This window comes from Kineosporiaceae bacterium SCSIO 59966 (assembly GCA_020881835.1).
In the GTDB taxonomy this organism is placed as follows: domain Bacteria; phylum Actinomycetota; class Actinomycetes; order Actinomycetales; family SCSIO-59966; genus SCSIO-59966.
Window position 1 is genome coordinate 949,166 of sequence record CP052876.1, and the last position, 19,515, is coordinate 968,680.

Genomic DNA, 19,515 nt, shown 5'->3' on the forward strand with positions numbered 1-19,515 from the left:
GGATGCTCGCGGACGCCGCGCCGACGCCGTACTGGCTGGACCGGCCCGAGCGGCCGGACCCCGCCCCGCGGCTCGTCGCCGACACCGAGGCCGACCTCGTCGTCGTCGGGGGCGGGTTCACCGGACTGTGGGCCGCCCTGCAGGCGGTGGAGGAGGACCCGGGACGCGACGTCGTCCTGCTCGAGGCCGACCTCGTCGCCGAGGGGGCCACCGGACGCAACGGCGGGTTCTGCGCCGCGAGCCTCACCCACGGGCTGGCGAACGGTCTGGACCGGTTCCCCGAGGAGCTGCCCGAGCTGCTGCGCCTGGGCTTCGGCACGCTGGAGGCCATCGCCGCCGCGGTCGAGCGGCACGGCATCGCGTGCGACCTGGAGCGCACCGGCGAGCTCACCGTCGCGGTCCAGCCGTGGCAGGTCGACGAGCTCGCCCGGCTGCACGCCGAGGCGGACCGGCTCGGGCTGCGCTGGCGGCTGCTGGACGGCGAGACGGTGCGGGACGAGGTCGCCTCACCGACGTACCTGGCCGGGCTGGAGGACCCCGACGGGGTCGCCCTGGTCGACCCGGCCCGTCTGGCCTGGGGGCTGCGCGCCGCCTGCCTGCGCCTCGGCGTACGGGTGCACGAGCGGACCCCGGCGACCGCACTGGCCCGGGACCCGTCCGGTGTCCGGGTCAGCACCCCGTACGGCACGGTGCGCGCCGCGAAGGTGCTGCTCGCGACCTCGGCGTTCCCGCCGCTGCTGCCCCGCATCTCGCGGTACGTCGTCCCGGTCTGGGACTACGCGCTGATGACCGCGCCGCTGAGCGCCGAGCAGCGCGCCGCGATCGGCTGGCGTGGGCGGCACGGGATCTCGGACGCCGGTAACCAGTTCCACTACTACCGGCTCACCGCGGACGACCGGCTGCTGTTCGGCGGCTACGACGCGATCTACCACCTGGGCGGCAGCACCGACCCGCGGCACGCCCAGCGCCCGGAGACGTTCGCCCTGCTCGCCGACCACCTCGTGCGGACCTTCCCGCAGCTGGACGGGATCCCGGTCACCCACGCCTGGGGCGGTGTCATCGACACCTGCACCCGGTTCAGCCCGATGTGGGGGACGGCGATGGGCGGCAGGGTCGCCTACGCGGTCGGCTACACCGGTCTCGGGGTCGGCGCGTCCCACTTCGGTGCCCGGACCGCGCTGGACCTGCTCGACGGCAGGGACACCGAGCGGACGCGGCTGTCGATGGTGCGGCGCCGGCCCCGGCCGTTCCCGCCCGAGCCGGTCCGCTGGGGCGGCATCCAGATGACCCGCCGGGCGCTGGCGGCCGCCGACCTGCACGGTGGGCGGCGCGGCCCGTGGCTGCGTCTGCTCGACGCCCTCGGTCTCGGTTTCGACTCGTGAGCGCCGCCTGCCCGGGCGTCCGGTCGGTCCAGGACCGCACGGTGAACGGACGACGATGACCAGGTACGGATCCCAGTTCGGCCCGGACGTGACGTTTCTCGGGGTGCCACGGTGCGACTGGCGCGACCCCACGTCGATGGAGGGCGCCGACGTCGTCGTGCTGGGGGCTCCCTTCGACGGCGGAACGTCGCACCGGCCGGGCACTCGGTTCGGGCCGCTGGCCATCCGCACCGCCGACTACCTCGCCCACGACGGCTCCCGGCCGTCCCTGGCCCTGCGCACCGACGCGCTGCAGGACCTCGACGTCCGCGACGCCGGGGACGTGGAGATGCCACCCGGCCACATCGAGCGCTCCCTGGCCGCCCTGGAGGAGGCGGTCGGCGCGGTGGCCGCCGCCGGGGCGGTGCCCGTCGTCCTCGGCGGGGACCACAGCGTGACGTACGCCGACGCCCGTGGCGTCGCGGCCCACCACGGCGAGGGCCGGGTGTCGATGATCCACTTCGACGCGCACGCCGACACCGGTGACATCGAGTTCGGGTCGCTGTGGGGTCACGGGCAGCCGATGCGCCGCCTCATCGAGTCCGGTGCGCTCCGCGGCGACCGCTTCCTGCAGATCGGCCTGCGGGGGTACTGGCCGGGGCCGCAGACGCTGCGCTGGATGGCCGAGCAGCGGATGCGCTCCTTCGAGATGAGCGAGATCGGCGCCCGCGGGCTCGCAGCCTGTCTCGACGAGGCCTTCACCATCGCGGTCGACGACTGCGACGGGGTCTTCCTGTCCGTCGACATCGACGTCGCGGACCCCGGTCACGCACCCGGCACGGGCACCCCCGAGCCCGGTGGTCTCACCGCGCGCGAGCTGCTCGACGCGGTGCGGCGGACCTGCCTGGAGGTGCCCGTGGTCGGGGTCGACGTCGTCGAGGTGTCCCCGCCCTACGACCACGCCGACATCACCGCCGCGCTCGCCAACCGGGTGGTCCTCGAGGCGCTGTCGGCGACCGCCCGACGCCGCCAGGACGCCGCCGCCGGCACCACCTGGCAGCCCGCCCGGCCGCTCCTGGACGGTCGGCTCGACCCGGACCCCGAGGAGGCCCCCTGATGCGCATCCTGCTGGTCGGCGCCGGAGGCGTCGGCGACGCCTTCGCCAGGATCGCCGCCCGCCGTGACTTCTTCGAGCGCTTGGTGGTCGCCGACCAGGACCCGCGGCGGGCGCAGCGCACCGTCGCCGCGGTGCGGGAGCGGCACCCGGGCGAGGACCGGCTGGTCGCCGCCCGGGTCGACGCCTCGTCCGCCGCCGAGGTCACCGCGCTGGCCCGCGAGCACGGCGTCACCCACGTGCTGAACGCCGTCGACCCCCGCTTCGTGCTGCCGGTGTTCGAGGGTGCCCTGGCCGCCGGTGCCGACTACCTCGACATGGCGATGTCGCTGTCCCGGCCGCACCCGGAGCAGCCGTGGTCCCGGACCGGGGTCAAGCTCGGGGACGAGCAGTTCGCGGCCGCGCCGCGCTGGGAGCGGGCCGGTCGGCTCGCGCTGGTCGGGATGGGGGTCGAACCGGGGCTGTCCGACGTCTTCGCCCGGTACGCCGTCGACCACCTCTTCTCCGACGTCGACGAGCTGGGTACCAGGGACGGGTCCAACCTCACGGTCGACGGCCCGGACGGGCCCGCGTTCGCGCCGTCCTTCTCGATCTGGACGACGATCGAGGAGTGCCTCAACCCGCCGGTCGTCTGGGAGCGGGACCGCGGCTGGTACACCACGGAGCCGTTCTCCGAGCCCGAGGTGTTCGACTTCCCCGGTGGGATCGGCCCCGTCGAGTGCGTGCACGTCGAGCACGAGGAGGTCGTCCTCATGCCCCGCTGGCTCGACGCCCGGCGGGTGACGTTCAAGTACGGACTCGGGGCCGACTTCATCGAGGTCCTGCGCACCCTGCGCCGGCTCGGGCTGGACCGGACCGAGCCGGTGCGGGTCGGTGGTGTGCAGGTGTCCCCGCGGGACGTGGTCGCCGCCTGCCTGCCGGACCCGGCCACGCTGGGTGACCGGATGCGCGGCGCGACCTGCGCCGGGCTGTGGGTGACCGGGACGGGCCGGGACGGGGCACCGCGGGAGGTGTACCTCCACCACGTCGTCGACAACTCCTGGTCGGTGCGCGAGTACGGCGTCCAGTGCGTCGTGTGGCAGACCGCGGTCAACCCGGCGGTTGCCCTCGAGCTGCTGGCCCGAGGCACCTGGCGCGGGACGGGCGTGCTGGGGCCGGAGGCCTTCGACGCCGTGCCCTTCCTCGAGCTGCTCGCGGCGCCGGACGGCTACGCCTCCCCGTGGGCACTGCAGGAGCGCACCCCGTCCTGACGGCCGCCAGCCCCGGGGCACCGGGTGCGCGCACGCCGCCGGCCGGGCAGGATGCCGGCGTGCAGGCGGCCGGTGACAGCGAGGTGTGGCTGGTCCGCCACGGGGAGACCCGGTGGAGCCGGGAGCACCGCCACACGTCGGTGACCGACCTCGAGCTCACCGCCGCGGGCGTGGCCGCCGCGAGGGCGCTGGGACCCCGCCTGCGCGGGACCGCCTTCGACCTCGTGCTGACCAGCCCGCTGCGCCGGGCCCGGGACACCGCCCGGACCGCCGGGTTCGCCGACGCCGTCGTCGACGACAGGCTGCACGAGTGGCGGTACGGCGACGTCGAGGGCGTCAGCACGGCGGCGATGCGCCAGAGGGTCGCCGGCTGGACGGTCTGGACGCACGAGGTCCCCGGCGGGGAGCAGGTGGACGACGTCGCCCGGCGCGCCGACGGGGTCGTCGAGCGGCTCCGTGACGCCGGCCGGTCGCTGGTGTTCGCCCACGGGCACCTGCTGCGGGTGCTCGCCGTGCGCTGGCTGGGCCTGGACGCCCGCGCCGGGGCCCACCTGCGCCTCGACACCGGCACCGTGTCCGTGCTCGGCTGGGAGCGCGAGACGCCGGCCGTCGTGCGCTGGAACACCTGACGGGGCTCAGGTCGGCGGCTCCACCGGCTCGGCGCCGCGGTGGATGGGGACACCGGTGAACTCCACGTCGACCGGCGCGGTGAAGCGTCGTCCGTTGATCTCGTCGTGGCGCATGAACGTGGGCGGCTCGACGTGCACCCGGAGGGTGTACTCGCCGTCCTCCGGCAGCGACCAGTTGCGGGCGTAGTGGTAGAGCATCGGGTGCCACACCAGCTCCTGGGGGAACGGGCCGAGCTCCTGCCCGCTCGGGCTGACCAGGGTCGCGCTGACCTCCAGGCCGGGGATGAACCGGCCGTCGGCGGCGTCGCACACCGCGACCTCGACGTGGGCGTTGGTGTCGCCGGGGTTGTGCCACACCAGCTCCCCGTCGGTGAGCTGGTACATCCCTTCGGCCTCCTCGATGGCGTACCCGACGAGGTACTCACCGACCTGCTGGATGCCGCCGGTGTCGGCGACCTCCTGGGCCATGTGCTCCAGGGCCCGCCGGTAGGCCTGGCCCTGCGCGACGGCGAGCTCGAGCTGGCGGTCGGTGGCCTCCGAGGAGGTCGGGTCCATGGGCGGTGTGCCCGGTGCGCTGGTCATTCACCCCTCCTGTGCCGTGCGGTCTCCTCCGAGGGTGCCCGGTGGCCCGGCGCCGCGCATCCCGGGAGCCGGCCCAGCGCTGGACGGGTCACCCCAGCGACTGCAGGGCCCGTCCGAACGACGCGGTGTGCCGGTCGACGTCCTGCGCCGAGGTCTGCGGGGACATCAGCGCCATGTTGTGGAAGGGGGTGAGCAGCACCCCGTCGTTGAGGGCGGCGAGGTGCAGGTACTGCTGGAGGGCGAAGTCGTCCGCGGCGGCGGCCTCGGCGCCGGTGCGCGGTGGCTCGGGGGAGAACGCGTACTCCGCCCGGCACCCCAGCCGGGTGACGTGCCAGGGCACCCCGTGCTCGGCGAGGGACTGCTGCACCCCCGCCGTCCAGCGGACCGCCATCTGCTCCATGTGCCCGAACGCCTCGTCGGTGAGCACCTCGGTCAGCGTCGCCCGGACCGCGGCGAGGGACAGCGCGTTGCCGGCCAGCGTGCCCCCCACCCCGCCGACGTCGACGTCCTCCAGGTCGACGGAGGAGCGCACCCGCTGGGCCAGCTCGGCGGTCATCCCGAACGCCCCCGCCGGGACGCCGCCCCCGATCGTCTTGCCGACGACCACGGCGTCCGGCTGCAGGTCCCAGGCCCTGGTGCAGCCGCCCGGCCCGGCGCACAGCGTGTGCGTCTCGTCCAGGACGAGCAGCACGCCGTAGCGCGTGCACAGGTCACGCAGCGCCTCGTGGTACCCCGGCTCCGGCAGCACGATGCCGATGTTCGTCATCGCCGGCTCCAGCAGCGCGCACGCCACCTCACCGGTCGACAGCGCGGCCTCCAGCGCGTCCACGTCGTTGAACGGGACGACGACGGTCGTCACCGCGGGGTCGACCGGGGGGCCGATGCTGCCGCGCCGGGCCACGACCCGGCCGGTGCCCGGGTCGAGGGTGGCGAAGGTCTCGTCGACGGTCCCGTGGTAGCAGTAGTCGACCACCAGCACCTTCGGGCGGCCCGTGACGTGCCGGGCGTAGCGGATCAGGTGCCGGTTCGCGTCGGTCGCCGAGAGCGTGAACTGCCACTGCGGGACGCCGAAGCGGCGGCCGAGCTCCTCGGCTGCCAGCGCCGCGTCCTGCGTCGGCAGCATCGCCGTGATCCCCCGCCCGACCTGCTCGCGGACGGCGGCGACGGTGGCCGCGGGGGAGTGCCCCACCATCGCGCCGGTGTCGCCGAGGCACAGGTCCACGTGGTCGATGCCGTCCACGCAGGTGAAGTGCGCACCGTGCGCCTCGTCGACGAAGACCGGGAACGGTCCCGGCCACTTGGCCATCCACGACATCGGGACGCCGCCGGGCATCGACTCCTGCGCCCTCGCCGCGAGCTCCCGCGACCGCGGCCTGGCCGCGACGAACCGCTGCGTCTCGGCCGCGGTCAGCTCGGCGAGCCGGTCGGCGTTCACGCGAGACTCTCCGCCACGGCTGACTCGAGGACGTCCAGGGCCTCGTCGAGCAGCCGGGGGGCGATCGTCAGCGGGGGCAGGAACCGCAGGACGTTGCCGTAGGTGCCGGCGGTCAGCGTGACCACACCGGCGGCGTGGCAGGCCGCGCTGATCCGCGCGGCCTGCGCGGCGTCCGGCTCGGTGGTCCCCGGGTGGACCAGCTCGATCGCGAGCATGGCTCCGCGACCGCGGACGTCGCCGATCGCCGGGTGGTGCTGCGCCAGGGCGCGCAGCCGCGGCAGCATCTGCTCCTCGACGGCCCGGGCGCGGGCCGGCAGGTCGTCCTCGACGAGGGTGCGCATGGCCGCCAGCGCCGCGGCGCAGGCGACCGGGTTGCCGCCGTACGTCCCGCCCAGGCCGCCGGGGTGGACGGCGTCCACCACCTCGGCCCGCCCGACGACGCCGGCCAGGGGCAGGCCCCCGGCGACGCCCTTGGCGACCGTCATGAGGTCGGGCACGACCCCTTCGTGCTCGCAGGCGAACACCCGGCCGGTGCGCCCGAACCCGGTCTGGATCTCGTCGGCGACGAGCAGCACCCCGTGCTGGCGGCACCAGCGCTCCACCGCGGGCAGGAAGCCGGGAGCGGGGACGACGAAGCCGCCCTCGCCCTGGATCGGCTCCACGACGACGCACGCGACGCGGTCGGCGCCGACCTGGGTGGTGACGGCGTCCAGCGCCCGGGCAGCCGCCTCCTCCCCGGTGACCGGGACCGGCTCCCGGAACGGGTAGGACGTCGGCACCCGGTAGACCTCGCCCGCGAACGGCCCGAACCCGCTCTTGTACGGCACGGCCTTGGCGGTCATCGCCATCGTGAGGTTCGTGCGGCCGTGGTAGGCGTGGTCGAGGACGACGACGGCGTCCCGTCCGGTGGCGTGCCGGGCGATCTTCACCGCGTTCTCCACCGCCTCGGCGCCGGAGTTGAACAGCGCCGCCCGCTTCGGGTGGGACCCCGGTGACAGCTCCGCCAGGCGCTCGCAGACCGCGACGTAGCCCTCGTAGGGCGTGACCATGAAGCAGGTGTGGGTGAAGGCTGCGACCTGCTCCTGCACGGCGTGGACCACGGCCGGCGCGGCGTGCCCCACGTTGACGACGGCGATCCCGGAGCCCAGGTCGATGAGGTGGTTGCCGTCGACGTCGACGATCACGGCTCCGCCGGCGCGCTCGACGTAGACCGGCAGCGTCGTGGCGACGCCGCGGGCCACGGCGGACTCCTTGCGGGCGGCGAGCTCCCGCGAGCGCGGGCCGGGGACCGGGGTGAGGAGTCGGCGGACCTGCTCGACGCCGTTGACGACGTCAGGTGCGGGGGCGGTTGTCATGCCGGCATGGTAGTGACGGATACGCCTGTGTCACCAGGTCTCAGCGACGGATTCCGTGGGTCGAGCCGGCAACGCCCCCGGCATCCGTGGTCCGCACCGACGGTCGACTCGGTAGAGTCGGTGCCCATGACCGGACTCTCGGAGCGCGAGCGCGCGGTGCTGGACGCGGTCCCCACGGGACTGCTCATCGGCGGGACCTGGCGGGAGGCCGCCTCCGGCCGGCGGCTGGACGTCGAGGACCCGGCGACCGGGCAGGTGATCGCCACGGTCGCGGACGCCGACGTCCAGGACGGGGACGCCGCACTCACCGCGGCGGTCGAGGCGCAGGCGGGCTGGGCCGCCACCCCGCCCCGGGAGCGCGCGGAGATCCTGCGCCGCTCCTTCGAGGCGGTGATGGACCGCCAGGAGGACCTGGCGCTGCTGATGACCCTGGAGATGGGCAAGTCGCTGGCGGAGTCCCGCGGCGAGATCGCCTACGGCGCGGAGTTCCTCCGCTGGTTCTCCGAGGAGGCGGTGCGCGTCCACGGCCGGTACTCGGTCGCCCCCGCCGGGGGCAGCCGTCTGCTGACGATGAAGCAGCCGGTCGGGCCCTGCCTGCTCATCACCCCGTGGAACTTCCCGCTGGCGATGGGCACCCGAAAGATCGGCCCGGCGGTCGCCGCCGGCTGCACGATGGTGGTCAAGCCGGCGTCGGCGACACCGTTGTCGATGCTGGCGCTCGCGGCCGTCATGCAGGAGGCCGGCCTGCCGCCCGGAGTGCTCAACGTCGTCACCACCTCCTCGACAGGCGCGGTGATGGAGCCGCTCATCCGCGACCCGCGGTTGCGCAAGCTGTCCTTCACCGGCTCCACCGAGGTGGGCCGGCGGCTCGTCGAGCAGTCCGCCGACCAGCTGCTGCGGGTGTCCATGGAGCTGGGCGGCAACGCACCGTTCCTCGTCTTCGCCGACGCCGACCTCGACGCCGCGGTCGACGGCGCCATGCTGGCGAAGATGCGGAACATCGGCGAGGCGTGCACCGCCGCCAACCGCTTCCACGTCCACGTCGACGTCGCCGAGGAGTTCTCCCGCCGGCTGGCCGAGCGGATGGCCGCCCTCACCCTCGGCCGGGGCACCGACGACGGCGTCCAGGTCGGACCGCTCGTCGACGAGCGGCAGCGCAGCACCGTGGACGAGCTGGTCCGCGACGCCGTCGCCCGGGGAGCCACCGTGCTCACCGGCGGCGAACGGGTCGGGGACGCCGGCTACTTCTACGCGCCGACCGTCCTCGGCGACGTCCCGGCCGGTGCCCGCATCCTCGCCGAGGAGGTCTTCGGGCCGGTCGCCCCGGTCACGACGTTCCGCACCGACGACGAGGCCGTCGCAGCCGCCAACGACACCCCCTACGGGCTCGTCGCCTACGTCTTCACCCGCGACCTCGACCGCGCGCTGCGGGTCGCCGAGCGGCTGCAGACGGGCATGGTCGGGCTCAACGCCGGCGTGGTGTCGAACCCGGCCGCGCCGTTCGGCGGGGTCAAGGCCAGCGGCTTCGGCCGGGAGGGCGGCTTCGAGGGGATCGAGGAGTACCTCGAGACCAAGTACGTCGGCATCTCCCTGCCCTGAGGCCGCGCGCGGCGTCCGGCCACGGTCCCACCAGTCCCCGGGGGTGGGGGACACTGACCCGGTGACGCCCCGTGACGTGGTCCTGCTCGGCTCCACCGGGTCCATCGGCACCCAGGCCGAGGACGTCGTCCGGCGCAACCCCGACCGGTTCCGCGTCGTCGGCGTGGCCGCCGGCGGGCGGGACCCGGTCGCGCTCGCCGAGCAGGCGGTCCGGCTGGGGGTGCAGACGGTCGCGGTCGCCGACCCGGGGGCCGCGGCCGCCCTGGGCGAGGCCCTGCGCACCGCCCGCGCCAGGGTCCCCGACCCCGGTCCCGTCCCGGAGGTGCTGGCCGGCCCGCAGGCCGCCACCGAGCTCGCCGCCCGGCCGTGCGACGTCGTCCTCAACGGGATGACCGGCTCCGTCGGCCTGGCGCCGTCCCTGGCCGCCGTGCAGGCGGGACGCACCCTGGCCCTGGCGAACAAGGAGTCCCTCGTCGTCGGTGGCCCGCTGCTGAGCCGCGCCGCCGCAGCGGACCAGATCGTGCCGGTGGACTCCGAGCACTCCGCGCTGGCGCAGTGCCTGCGGGCCGGACGCCGCGACGAGGTGCGTCGCCTCGTGCTCACCGCGTCCGGCGGGCCGTTCCGCGGACGCTCCCGGGCCGAGCTCGCCGACGTCACCCCCGAGCAGGCGCTCGACCACCCGACCTGGTCGATGGGCCCGGTGGTCACCGTGAACTCCGCGACCCTCGTGAACAAGGCGCTCGAGGTGATCGAGGCGCACCTGCTGTTCGACGTCGGGTACGAGGCGATCGACGTGGTCGTGCACCCGCAGTCGGTGGTGCACTCGATGGTCGAGTTCGTCGACGGCTCGACCCTCGCCCAGGCCTGCCCGCCCAGCATGCTCATCCCCATCGCGCTCGGGCTGGCCTGGCCCGACCGGGTCCCGGGTGCCGCGCCCGGCTGCGACTGGTCGGCGGCGACGTCCTGGGAGTTCCTGCCGCTGGACGAGGAGGCCTTCCCCGCCGTCCGGCTGGCCCGGGACGTCGGACGCGCCGGCGGCGCCCTGCCGGCGGTCTACAACGCGGCCAACGAGGAGGCGGTCGCGGCCTTCCTCGCCGGGGGCCTGCCCTTCCTGGGAATCGTCGACACGGTCCAGCGAGTTGTGGACGACGCGGTGCGCGACGAGGCGGTGCCCACCGGCGACCAGGTGGTGCTCGGTGACGTGCTCGCGGCCGAGACGTGGGCCCGCAGCCGGGCGCACGGGCTGCTCGAGGGGAGGGTGGGACGATGACCGAGGTGGTCGCCTACACCGTCGGCGTGCTCGTCGTCGTCGTGGGGCTCGCGCTGTCCATCGCCCTGCACGAGATCGGGCACCTGGTGCCGGCCAAACGCTTCGGGGTCAAGGTCACCCAGTACATGGTCGGGTTCGGGCCCACCCTGTGGGCGCGCCGGCGCGGGGAGACCGAGTACGGCGTCAAGTGGGTCCCGCTCGGCGGCTACATCCGGATGATCGGCATGTTCCCCCCGGCGCCCGGCTCGGACGACCGCCACCTGCGGGCCTCGTCCACCGGCCCCTTCCAGTCCCTCGCCGACGAGGCGCGGCGGGCCAGCGCCGAGGAGATCGAGCCCGGTGACGAGGACCGGGTCTTCTACCGGCTCCCGGTCGCCAAGCGCTTGGTGATCATGCTGGGTGGCCCGGTGATGAACCTCGTGCTGGCCGTCGTCTTCCTCGGGGCCACCGTCGTCGGCATCGGTCTGCCCACCCTCACCCCGACCGTGTCCGCGGTCTCGGAGTGCGTCGTCCCGGTGACCCGGGCGGACCAGACCTGCGGGCCCGGGGACCCGGCCGCCCCGGCCGCCGAGGCCGGCATCCGGGCCGGCGACGTCATCCTCGCCGTCGACGGCCGCCCCACCCCGGACTGGCGCTCGGTGCAGGAGGCCATCCGCGGAGCCGCCGGGCGCACGGTCCCCGTCGTCGTCGAGCGCGACGGGCAGCGCCTCGAGCTGTCCGCCCCGATCATCGCCGACGACCGGCCCGCCCTGGACGCGGCCGGCGAGCCGGTCCTGGACGCCGACGGTGAGCCGGTGCTCGAGCAGGTCGGCTTCCTCGGGGTGTCTCCCAGCCAGGAGCTCGTCCCCCAGCCGGTCACCGAGGTGCCGGCCGTCGTCGGCGACGCCGTCGTCCAGACCGCCGCCATCATCATCGACCTGCCGGCCCGGATGGTCGACGTCGCCGAGGCCGCCTTCGGGGACGCCGAGCGCGACCCGCAGGGGCCGATCGGCGTCGTCGGGGTCGGTCGGCTCTCCGGTGAGGTCGCCACCAGCGACCTGCTCGCCAGCACCCAGGAACGGGTGGCGGTGATGCTCTCGCTGCTCGGGTCGCTCAACGTCGCGCTGTTCGTGTTCAACCTGCTGCCGCTCATGCCGCTGGACGGCGGGCACGTGGCCGGCGCCCTGTGGGAGGGTGCCCGCCGCCAGCTGGCCCGGCTCCGCGGGCGGCCCGACCCCGGCCCGGTCGACATCGCCCGGCTGCTGCCGCTGACCTACGCGGTCGCCATCGTCCTCGTCGGGATGTCCGGCCTGCTGCTGTACGCGGACGTCGTCCGACCGGTCACCCTCGGGGGCTGAGATGTCCTGCCCACGGGCCGGGCGGCCCAGGCTGCCCTGATCGCGGATACTGGAGCCATGTCGAGTCCTGCCAGCACGCCGACCCCCGGACGCCCCGCTGCCCCCGGCACCCCGGTAGGGCTCGGCATGCCGGCCCTGCCACCGCCGGTGCTCGCCCCCCGACGTCGCAGCCGCACGATCCGGGTGGGGTCGGTCGAGGTCGGCGGCGACGCGCCGATCAGCGTCCAGTCGATGACGACGACGCCCACCGCGGACGTCAACGCGACCCTGCAGCAGATCGCCGAGCTCACGGCCGCCGGCTGCGACATCGTCCGGGTCGCCTGCCCCAGCCAGGACGACGCGGACGCGCTGCCAGCCATCGCCGGCAAGTCCCAGATCCCGGTCATCGCCGACATCCACTTCCAGCCGAAGTACGTGTTCGCCGCGATCGAGGCCGGGTGCGCGGGCGTCCGGGTCAACCCGGGCAACATCCGCAAGTTCGACGACCAGGTCAAGGAGATCGCCCAGGCGGCCAAGGACCACGGCACCTCCATCCGGATCGGCGTCAACGCCGGGTCGCTCGACAAGCGGCTGCTCGACAAGTACGGCAGGCCGACCGCCGAGGCGCTCGTGGAGTCCGCGGTGTGGGAGGCGTCGCTGTTCGAGGAGCACGACTTCCACGACTTCAAGATCTCCGTCAAGCACAACGACCCGGTGGTCATGGTCCGCGCCTACGAGATGCTGGCCGAGCGGGGGGACTGGCCGCTGCACCTCGGTGTCACCGAGGCGGGCCCGGCGTTCCAGGGGACGATCAAGTCCGCGGTCGCGTTCGGGGCGCTGCTCAGCAAGGGCATCGGTGACACGATCCGGGTGTCGCTGTCCGCACCCCCGGTGGAGGAGGTCAAGGTCGGGCTGCAGATCCTCGAGTCGCTCAACCTGCGCCCGCGCCGTCTGGAGATCGTCTCCTGCCCGTCCTGCGGCCGCGCTCAGGTGGACGTGTACAAGCTCGCCGAGGAGGTCACCGCCGGGCTCGAGGGGATGGAGGTGCCGCTCCGCGTCGCCGTCATGGGGTGCGTCGTCAACGGGCCCGGCGAGGCCCGCGAGGCCGACCTGGGCGTCGCCTCCGGCAACGGCAAGGGCCAGATCTTCGTCAAGGGCGAGGTCATCAAGACGGTGCCCGAGTCGCAGATCGTCGAGACGCTCATCGAGGAGGCCATGCGGATCGCCGAGGAGATGGGCGAGGACGTCGAGGGCACGCCCTCCGTGAGCGTCGGCTGAGGTGCTGCGCCAGCCCGTGACGGTGCTGGACGACGCCGCCGCCGGCGCCGTCCTGGAGCTGTGCGAGCAGGACCCCGTCGCCAACGTGTTCGTGTCCTCCCGGGTCGCCGCCGTCGGCTGCGACCCGCGCCGGCTCGGCGGGGAGCTGTGGGGGTACTGGCGGCGGGGTCGGCTGCGGGCCGCGTGCTGGGCGGGCGCCAACCTCGTCCCGGTCGGGGTCGACGACGTCGCGGTCGACGCGTTCGCCGCTCGCGCGCGGCGCCAGGGTCGCCGGTGCTCCTCGCTGGTCGGCCCGGCCGAGGGCGTGCTCGCGCTGTGGGACCGGCTCGAGCCCGCGTGGGGGCCGGCGCGCGACGTCCGGCCCGACCAGCCGCTGCTCGCCATCGCCGCCGACCCGCTGGTCGCGCCGGACCCCGCCGTCCGGGCGACCACCGAGGCCGACCTCGACCTGCTGTACCCGGCCTGCGTGGCGATGTTCACCGAGGAGGTCGGGTACTCCCCGGAGACCGGGGACGGCGGCGCGACCTACCGGCGCCGGGTCGCCGAGCTCGTCCGGCTCGGTCGCTCGTTCGCCCGCATCGACGAGGTGGACGGCCGCCGGCGGGTCGTGTTCAAGGCCGAGCTCGGCGCGGTCGCCCCCGGCGTCGTCCAGGTCCAGGGCGTGTGGGTGCACCCGGCGCTGCGCGGTCGCGGGCTCGCCGCACCGGGGATGGCCGCGGTCGTCGCGCTCACCAGGGAGCGGTTCACCTGGGCCGGCCGGGACACCGTCGTCAGCCTCTACGTCAACTCGTTCAACCGGCGAGCCGTCGCCGCCTACGAACGGGTGGGGATGCAGCACGTCGGGCGCTTCGCCACCGTCCTGTTCTGAGGCCCCCGGCCCTGTTCTGAGGACCCCGGCCCTGTTCTGAGGACCCCGGCGGTGATCGCCACCGGGGGAGGAGTCGCAGCCCGCAGCGGCCTCGCGCACGCCCTGGCGGGCTCCGACTCCTCCCCACCTGGCGATCAGCCCGCGACGTCGCGCAGCACCCCGATCACCCACTCCTGGTCGAGCATGACGTCCTCCCAGGCGAACCGCCGCACCGTCCACCCGGCGCGCACCAGCTCGTCGTAGCGGCGGGCGTCCCGGCGCAGCGCCCTGCGGTCGCCGTGCCACTCGAAGGAGTCCGCCTCGAGCACGACGCGTCGCCGCCGGTCGGCGAGGTCCACCCGGGCCGGGCGCCCCGCGTCGATGCGGACCTGCGGCTCGAAGCCCGTGCAGCCGGCGCTCAGCGCGAGCCCGCGCAGGGCCGACTCGAACGGGTTGGCCGCCCGGCCGTCGGCGTGCTCGGCGACCCAGCAGGCGGCGCGCCGGCCCCGACGTCGGCGAACGGCCGCCGCCAGGAGGTCCTCCCGGTGGACGAGCCCGAGCCGCAGCGCCCCGTCGGCCACCGCAAGAGCCTCCAGCCGGTCGAGGTCGGCAGCACAGTCCAGCACCGTCCGCAGCGGGGTCGTCACCGCTGCGCGCCGCTCGACGTCGGCGGGGGCCAGCGACCGCCAGCGGTACACGACGTCCGACCGGGGCGGGGGGTGGGCGTTGGGCGGCACCGTGACGGACGCGGTCTCGGGCGGCAGCAGCAGCGGCAGCCGGTGCTGCTCGGCGGCGGACAGGTGGCTCACCACCCCGCCGCACCGCGCCGCCACCTCTCGGGCGGTGGGCAGCTCGGGCAGGGCGTACACGCCGCGCGCCGCGCGCAGCACGAGCCCGGCCTGCAGCGCCGAGCGCAGCGCGTGCTGGGTCACGTGCTCCGCCAGCTGCGTCCACGTCGCCGTGCCGCCGTGCCGGCGCACCACCATCTCGGGGGTCAGGCCCGTCCGCACCCGGCTGAGCGTGCCGCGCGCCGCAGGGTCCCCGCGCTCGTCGTCCACAGGCGATCGCCACCGCAGGAGGTGGAACCGCGGAGCGCGCGCCGCGGTTCGGGGCCGGCAGCGCGGAACTCCTCCTGGCGTGGCGATCACCCGAGCCGGGCCGGGCAGGTGCAGGGCGGCGGGGCGGCAGGGTGGCGGGGGAGCCGGGGCGGCGGGGCGGCGGGGCGGCGGGGCGGCAGTGCGGCAGGGCGGGGCGGGCTCGTCGCTAGGCTCCGGCCCATGATCCTGCGGATGTCGTCCCTGTTCCTGCGCACCCTGCGCGAGGACCCGGCGGACGCCGAGGTGCCCAGTCACCGGCTGCTCGTGCGGGCCGGTTACATCCGCCGTGCGGCCCCGGGCATCTACAGCTGGCTGCCGCTCGGCGTCCGGGTGCTGCGCAACGTGGAGCGGATCGTCCGCGAGGAGATGGACGCCATGGGCGCCCAGGAGGTGCACTTCCCGGCGCTGCTGCCCCGAGAGCCCTACGAGGCCACCGGGCGCTGGACCGAGTACGGCCCGAACCTGTTCCGGCTCACCGACCGCAAGCAGGGCGACTACCTCCTCGGCCCCACCCACGAGGAGATGTTCACCCTGCTCGTCAAGGACCTGTACTCCTCGTACAAGGACCTGCCGCTGTCCCTCTACCAGATCCAGACCAAGTACCGGGACGAGGCGCGTCCCCGTGCCGGCCTGCTGCGCGGCCGCGAGTTCGTCATGAAGGACTCCTACTCCTTCGACGTCGACGACGCCGGCCTCGAGCGCTCCTACCGGGCCCACCGCGACGCCTACGTGCGGATCTTCGACCGGCTCGGCATGGACTACGTCATCGTCACCGCGATGTCCGGGGCGATGGGCGGGTCGGCCAGCGAGGAGTTCCTCGTGCCGGCCGTCAACGGCGAGGACACCTACGTGCGGTGCACGCGCTGCGACTACGCCGCGAACGTCGAGGCCGTCCGGGTCCCCGTCCCCGAGCCGGTGCCGGCCGGCGACGCACCCGCCGCCCACGTCGAGGACACCCCCGGTACGCCGACCATCGACACCCTCGTCGACCACCTCAACGAGCGGTTCCCCCGCGCGGACCGGCCGTGGACCGCCGCCGACACGCTGAAGAACGTCCTCGTCGTCCTCGTCCACCCCGACGGCCGGCGCGAGCCGCTCGCCGTCGGCCTCCCCGGCGACCGTGACGTCGACGAGAAGCGCCTGGCGGCACAGGTGGAGCCCGCGGTCGTCGAGCCGTTCACCGAGGCCGACTTCGCGGCGAACCCCGTGCTGCGCAAGGGCTACATCGGCCCCGGCGTGCTCGGGACCGACCGCGCCAGCGGCGTCCGCTACCTCCTGGACCCCCGGGTCGTCGACGGCACACGGTGGGTGACCGGCGCCGACCAGGACGGCCGGCACGTGCTCGGCCTCGTCGCCGGCCGTGACTTCACCGCGGACGGCACGATCGAGGCGGCCGAGGTCCGTGACGGCGACCCCTGCCCCCAGTGCGGCGGGGCGCTGGAGTCCGCCCGGGGCATCGAGATGGGCCACGTGTTCCAGCTCGGCCGCAAGTACGCCGAGTCCCTCGGGCTGCGGGTCCTCGACGAGAACGGCAAGCTCGTCACGGTGACCATGGGGTCCTACGGGATCGGCGTGTCCCGTGCCGTCGCCGCGATCGTCGAGAACAGCCACGACGACCTCGGCATCGTCTGGCCCCGCGCCGTCGCGCCGGCCGACGTCCACCTCGTCGCGGCCGGCAAGGACGCCTCGGTGCTCGAGGCCGCCGCAGCCCTCGCCGACGACCTCGACGCGGCCGGCCTCACCGTCCTGCACGACGACCGGCCCCGGGTGAGCCCCGGGGTGAAGTTCAAGGACGCCGAGCTCATCGGCGTCCCGACCGTCGTCACGGTCGGACGCCGGCTGGCGGACGGCGTGGTGGAGGTCACCGACCGCGCCACCGGTGAGCGCTCCGACGTGCCGGTGGCGGACGCGGCCGCGCACCTCGTCGCCGTGTGCCGCGGCTGACCCGGCCACCGTGGAGCTGACCGACCTCGGCGCCGGCACCGTCATCCTGCTGCTGCTCGCGGCCCTGTCCGCCGGCTGGGTCGACGCCGTCGTCGGCGGCGGAGGGCTCCTCCAGCTCCCCGCGCTGCTGCTCGTGCCCGGGATGACCCCGCTGAACGCCCTGGCGACGAACAAGGTCGCCAGCATCTTCGGCACCGCGACGAGCAGCATCACGTACTACCGCCGCGTCCACCCGGACCTGCGGACCGCGCTGCCGATGGCCGGACTGGCCCTGGTCGGAGCGGCCGGCGGGGCGCTGTCGGCCAGCCTGCTGCCCGAGCAGGTGCTGCAGCCGGTCATCGTCGTCGCCCTGCTCGCGGTCGCCGTCTACACCCTGGCCCGGCCCGCGCTCGGGGAGGCCACCGCGCTGCGCTGGCACGGACGCCGCCACCACCTGGCAGCCGGGGCCGCCGGAGCGGCGATCGGGTTCTACGACGGCATCCTCGGACCGGGCACCGGGTCGTTCCTCGTCTTCACCCTCGTCGGGCTGCTCGGCTACGCCTTCCTCGAGGCCAGCGCCAAGGCGAAGATCGTCAACTTCGCGACGAACCTGGGCGCGCTGCTCGTGTTCGTCCCCCAGGGGGCGGTGCTGTGGGGGCTGGGCCTGCTCATGGGCTCGGCGAACCTGCTCGGCGGCTACCTCGGCGCCCGGACGGCGGTCGCCCGCGGCAGCGGCTTCGTGCGGGTGGTGTTCCTGCTCGTCGTCGGCGCGCTCATCCTGCGGCTCGGCTGGCAGGTCGTGACCGGCGGCTGACCCCGCGCGGGTACTCAGTGCAGCCCGGGCAGGGCGGTGGGCGTCCCGGTCCACCGGACCTCCCGGACGGCGGTCCCCACGAGCAGGTCCGCGCCGAGCAGCCGGACGCTGCCGGTCGCGGCCGCCACCGGGGCGTAGTGGCCGGCGAGGCGCCGCTCGATCCCGGCGGCGAGCTCCACCAGCTCCGCAGGCGTGCCGGCCGGGCCCGGCAGGGCGTAGGCGACCTCGGGCACCGGCGGTTCGTGGCCGGCGCCGACGAGCACGTCACGCAGCTGCGCCACCGCCGCCTCGTGGTCGGCCAGCGCGGCGCGGGCGGCCTCCTGGGCAGCGCCGGTCAGCCGGGCGGCGACGACGCCGTACCCGTAGACCGCGGCGTGCGCGGCCTCGGTCGCGGCGGTCAGCGCGGTGACGGCGTCGGCGTCCAGGCCCTCGGACCAGGTGGTGCGCGTGGCCTCGGTGACGAGGGCCGGTGTCGCCGGGGGCGGCGTCCCGGCGGTCCGGGCCACGACGTCGGCGCAGGCCGAGCGGGCCGCGCCCACGGCGGCGAGCAACCGGGCCATCCCCCCGGACACCTCCGGCACGTGGCCGAGCGCCCGGACGGCCGCCGCGGACTCCCGGCCCGGCAGCTCACCGACCGGTGGCGGGACCGGTGGCGCGGTCGTCGGCGCGGCTGACGGCGCGGCTGTCGGCGTCCGGGCGGGCTCGCGGGCGGCGAGCGCCTCGAGGTGGACGGCGTGCACGTCGGCCACCTGCTTGAGCAGCCCAGCCAGCGCCGGGTCACCGGCCGACGCCGCGGCGGCGCCGGCGGCGTCGCGCAGCACCCGCGCGTCGGCCACCGCGGCCCTCCGGGCCAGCTCGTCGGGGCCGGGCACCGGGGGCGGGACCGTCTCGTCGTCGTCCAGCCGGACGTCGCCCAGGCGCGAGAGGTCCGCGCACCCGGTCAGACCGAGAGTGAGCCCGGCCACCAGCGAGGCGAGAACCGCCCGGCGCGGCGGGCCGGCGGCCGGGGAGGGACGCATGGTCGAGGATCCTCGCACGCCGGTTCCGGCTAGGGTGCGCGGTGCAGGTCCGTCGCAGCGCACAACTGCAGAGCCGCCGGGAGGTCACCGTGTCGTCGTCCGACCGCGTCCGCGCCCTGCTCGAGCCCGTCGTCGGCGGGACCGGGCACGTCCTGGAGGACGTGACACTCACACCCGCGGGCCGTCGCCGGGTGCTACGGGTGGTCGTGGACCTGCCCGCCGAGGCCGAGGGCAGCCTCGACCTCGACGCGGTCGCCGAGGTGTCCCGGGCGGTGTCCGAGGCGCTCGACGCCTCCGACGTGCTCGGCGGCTCGCCGTACGTCCTGGAGGTCACCTCGCCCGGCGTCGACCGTCCGCTCACCGAGCCTCGGCACTGGTCCCGCGCCCGCGGCAGGCTGGTCAGGGTCGAGACCGCGCCGGACGCCGCGACCGACGACCTGACCGGCAGGGTCACCGGTACCGACGCGGACGGCGTCACCGTGGAGGTGGACGGCGAGCAGCGGCACCTGCCGTGGGGCGCGCTGCGCCGCGGCCGGGTGCAGGTCGAGTTCGACCGTCCCGGTGACACCGACTCCGACACCGACTCCGACACTGACTCTGACTCCGACACCGACGCGGAGGACTGA

17 protein-coding genes are annotated in these 19,515 nt (G+C 75.2%); 12 read left to right on the forward strand and 5 right to left on the reverse strand.

Features of this window, described 5'->3' with window-relative positions:
- Window positions 1-2: 2 nt before the first annotated feature.
- Genes HJG43_04550 through HJG43_04565 form a run of 4 tightly spaced genes read left to right on the forward strand, consistent with a single transcriptional unit; the run spans window position 3 to window position 4,354 of the window.
- On the forward strand, window positions 3-1,382 hold the full coding sequence (locus tag HJG43_04550; protein ID UER55705.1) for an FAD-dependent oxidoreductase: 1,380 nt from the start codon (window positions 3-5) through the stop codon (window positions 1,380-1,382).
- 55 nt (window positions 1,383-1,437) lie between these two features.
- The gene (gene speB, locus HJG43_04555) at window positions 1,438-2,478 is read left to right on the forward strand and encodes an agmatinase (GenBank protein UER53945.1); all 1,041 of its coding nucleotides are present in this window, start codon (window positions 1,438-1,440) and stop codon (window positions 2,476-2,478) included.
- Complete coding sequence (locus HJG43_04560) at window positions 2,478-3,725, forward strand: ATP-binding protein (GenBank protein ID UER53946.1); 1,248 nt, start codon at window positions 2,478-2,480, stop codon at window positions 3,723-3,725. The genes speB and HJG43_04560 overlap by 1 nt, the downstream gene beginning before the upstream one ends.
- Window positions 3,726-3,784: 59 nt before the next feature.
- A complete protein-coding gene (locus tag HJG43_04565) occupies window positions 3,785-4,354 on the forward strand; it encodes a histidine phosphatase family protein (protein ID UER53947.1) in 570 nt (189 codons plus the stop codon).
- A gap of 6 nt (window positions 4,355-4,360) precedes the next feature.
- On the opposite strand, the gene HJG43_04570 is transcribed toward HJG43_04565, so the two are convergent.
- From HJG43_04570 to gabT, 3 genes are all read right to left on the reverse strand, one after another.
- On the reverse strand, window positions 4,361-4,936 hold the full coding sequence (locus tag HJG43_04570) for a hypothetical protein (protein UER53948.1): 576 nt from the start codon (window positions 4,934-4,936) through the stop codon (window positions 4,361-4,363).
- Window positions 4,937-5,024: 88 nt separating this feature from the next.
- Window positions 5,025-6,371, reverse strand: a complete 1,347-nt coding sequence (locus HJG43_04575; protein UER53949.1) for an aminotransferase class III-fold pyridoxal phosphate-dependent enzyme — start codon at window positions 6,369-6,371, stop codon at window positions 5,025-5,027.
- Window positions 6,368-7,726: a 4-aminobutyrate--2-oxoglutarate transaminase gene (gene gabT / locus HJG43_04580; protein UER53950.1), complete on the reverse strand. Its 1,359-nt coding sequence runs from the start codon at window positions 7,724-7,726 to the stop codon at window positions 6,368-6,370. The genes HJG43_04575 and gabT overlap by 4 nt, the downstream gene beginning before the upstream one ends.
- A gap of 126 nt (window positions 7,727-7,852) precedes the next feature.
- On the opposite strand from gabT, the gene HJG43_04585 reads away from it, so the two are divergent.
- The 5 genes from HJG43_04585 (at window position 7,853) to HJG43_04605 (ending at window position 14,057) form a co-directional block, all read left to right on the forward strand.
- Complete coding sequence (locus HJG43_04585; protein UER53951.1) at window positions 7,853-9,325, forward strand: NAD-dependent succinate-semialdehyde dehydrogenase; 1,473 nt, start codon at window positions 7,853-7,855, stop codon at window positions 9,323-9,325.
- A 61-nt stretch (window positions 9,326-9,386) separates the two neighbouring features.
- The gene (locus tag HJG43_04590; protein ID UER53952.1) at window positions 9,387-10,595 is read left to right on the forward strand and encodes a 1-deoxy-D-xylulose-5-phosphate reductoisomerase; all 1,209 of its coding nucleotides are present in this window, start codon (window positions 9,387-9,389) and stop codon (window positions 10,593-10,595) included.
- 5 nt (window positions 10,596-10,600) lie between these two features.
- Entirely contained in the window at window positions 10,601-11,932 is a 1,332-nt protein-coding gene (locus HJG43_04595; protein UER55706.1) for an RIP metalloprotease, read from the forward strand.
- Between the two features lie 126 nt (window positions 11,933-12,058).
- Window positions 12,059-13,189 carry a flavodoxin-dependent (E)-4-hydroxy-3-methylbut-2-enyl-diphosphate synthase gene (ispG, locus tag HJG43_04600; GenBank protein UER55707.1) on the forward strand — a complete coding sequence of 377 codons (1,131 nt, stop codon included), beginning with the start codon at window positions 12,059-12,061 and terminating at the stop codon, window positions 13,187-13,189.
- A gap of 1 nt (window position 13,190) precedes the next feature.
- On the forward strand, window positions 13,191-14,057 hold the full coding sequence (locus tag HJG43_04605; GenBank protein ID UER53953.1) for a GNAT family N-acetyltransferase: 867 nt from the start codon (window positions 13,191-13,193) through the stop codon (window positions 14,055-14,057).
- Between the two features lie 134 nt (window positions 14,058-14,191).
- Here HJG43_04605 and HJG43_04610 read toward each other — a convergent pair whose 3' ends face one another.
- Window positions 14,192-15,094: a DUF559 domain-containing protein gene (locus tag HJG43_04610; GenBank protein UER53954.1), complete on the reverse strand. Its 903-nt coding sequence runs from the start codon at window positions 15,092-15,094 to the stop codon at window positions 14,192-14,194.
- A gap of 219 nt (window positions 15,095-15,313) precedes the next feature.
- Between HJG43_04610 and HJG43_04615 the strand changes: the two genes are divergently transcribed.
- Window positions 15,314-17,077: a proline--tRNA ligase gene (locus HJG43_04615; protein ID UER53955.1), complete on the forward strand. Its 1,764-nt coding sequence runs from the start codon at window positions 15,314-15,316 to the stop codon at window positions 17,075-17,077.
- A gap of 10 nt (window positions 17,078-17,087) precedes the next feature.
- The gene (locus HJG43_04620) at window positions 17,088-17,870 is read left to right on the forward strand and encodes a TSUP family transporter (protein ID UER53956.1); all 783 of its coding nucleotides are present in this window, start codon (window positions 17,088-17,090) and stop codon (window positions 17,868-17,870) included.
- A 14-nt stretch (window positions 17,871-17,884) separates the two neighbouring features.
- On the opposite strand, the gene HJG43_04625 is transcribed toward HJG43_04620, so the two are convergent.
- Entirely contained in the window at window positions 17,885-18,889 is a 1,005-nt protein-coding gene (locus tag HJG43_04625; protein ID UER53957.1) for a DUF4439 domain-containing protein, read from the reverse strand.
- Window positions 18,890-18,978: 89 nt separating this feature from the next.
- Between HJG43_04625 and rimP the strand changes: the two genes are divergently transcribed.
- Complete coding sequence (gene rimP / locus HJG43_04630; GenBank protein ID UER53958.1) at window positions 18,979-19,515, forward strand: ribosome maturation factor RimP; 537 nt, start codon at window positions 18,979-18,981, stop codon at window positions 19,513-19,515.

Excerpts from the sequence above, each read along its gene's own strand:
- ispG (UER55707.1), top strand. The coding sequence starts at position 12,059 with ATGCCGGCCCTGCCACCGCCGGTGCTCGCCCCCCGACGTCGCAGCCGC.
- HJG43_04625 (UER53957.1), bottom strand. The coding sequence starts at position 18,889 with ATGCGTCCCTCCCCGGCCGCCGGCCCGCCGCGCCGGGCGGTTCTCGCC.
- gabT (UER53950.1), bottom strand. The coding sequence starts at position 7,726 with ATGACAACCGCCCCCGCACCTGACGTCGTCAACGGCGTCGAGCAGGTC.
- HJG43_04560 (UER53946.1), top strand. The coding sequence starts at position 2,478 with ATGCGCATCCTGCTGGTCGGCGCCGGAGGCGTCGGCGACGCCTTCGCC.
- speB (UER53945.1), top strand. The coding sequence starts at position 1,438 with ATGACCAGGTACGGATCCCAGTTCGGCCCGGACGTGACGTTTCTCGGG.
- HJG43_04585 (UER53951.1), top strand. The coding sequence starts at position 7,853 with ATGACCGGACTCTCGGAGCGCGAGCGCGCGGTGCTGGACGCGGTCCCC.
- HJG43_04570 (UER53948.1), bottom strand. The coding sequence starts at position 4,936 with ATGACCAGCGCACCGGGCACACCGCCCATGGACCCGACCTCCTCGGAG.
- HJG43_04615 (UER53955.1), top strand. The coding sequence starts at position 15,314 with ATGATCCTGCGGATGTCGTCCCTGTTCCTGCGCACCCTGCGCGAGGAC.
- HJG43_04550 (UER55705.1), top strand. The coding sequence starts at position 3 with ATGCTCGCGGACGCCGCGCCGACGCCGTACTGGCTGGACCGGCCCGAG.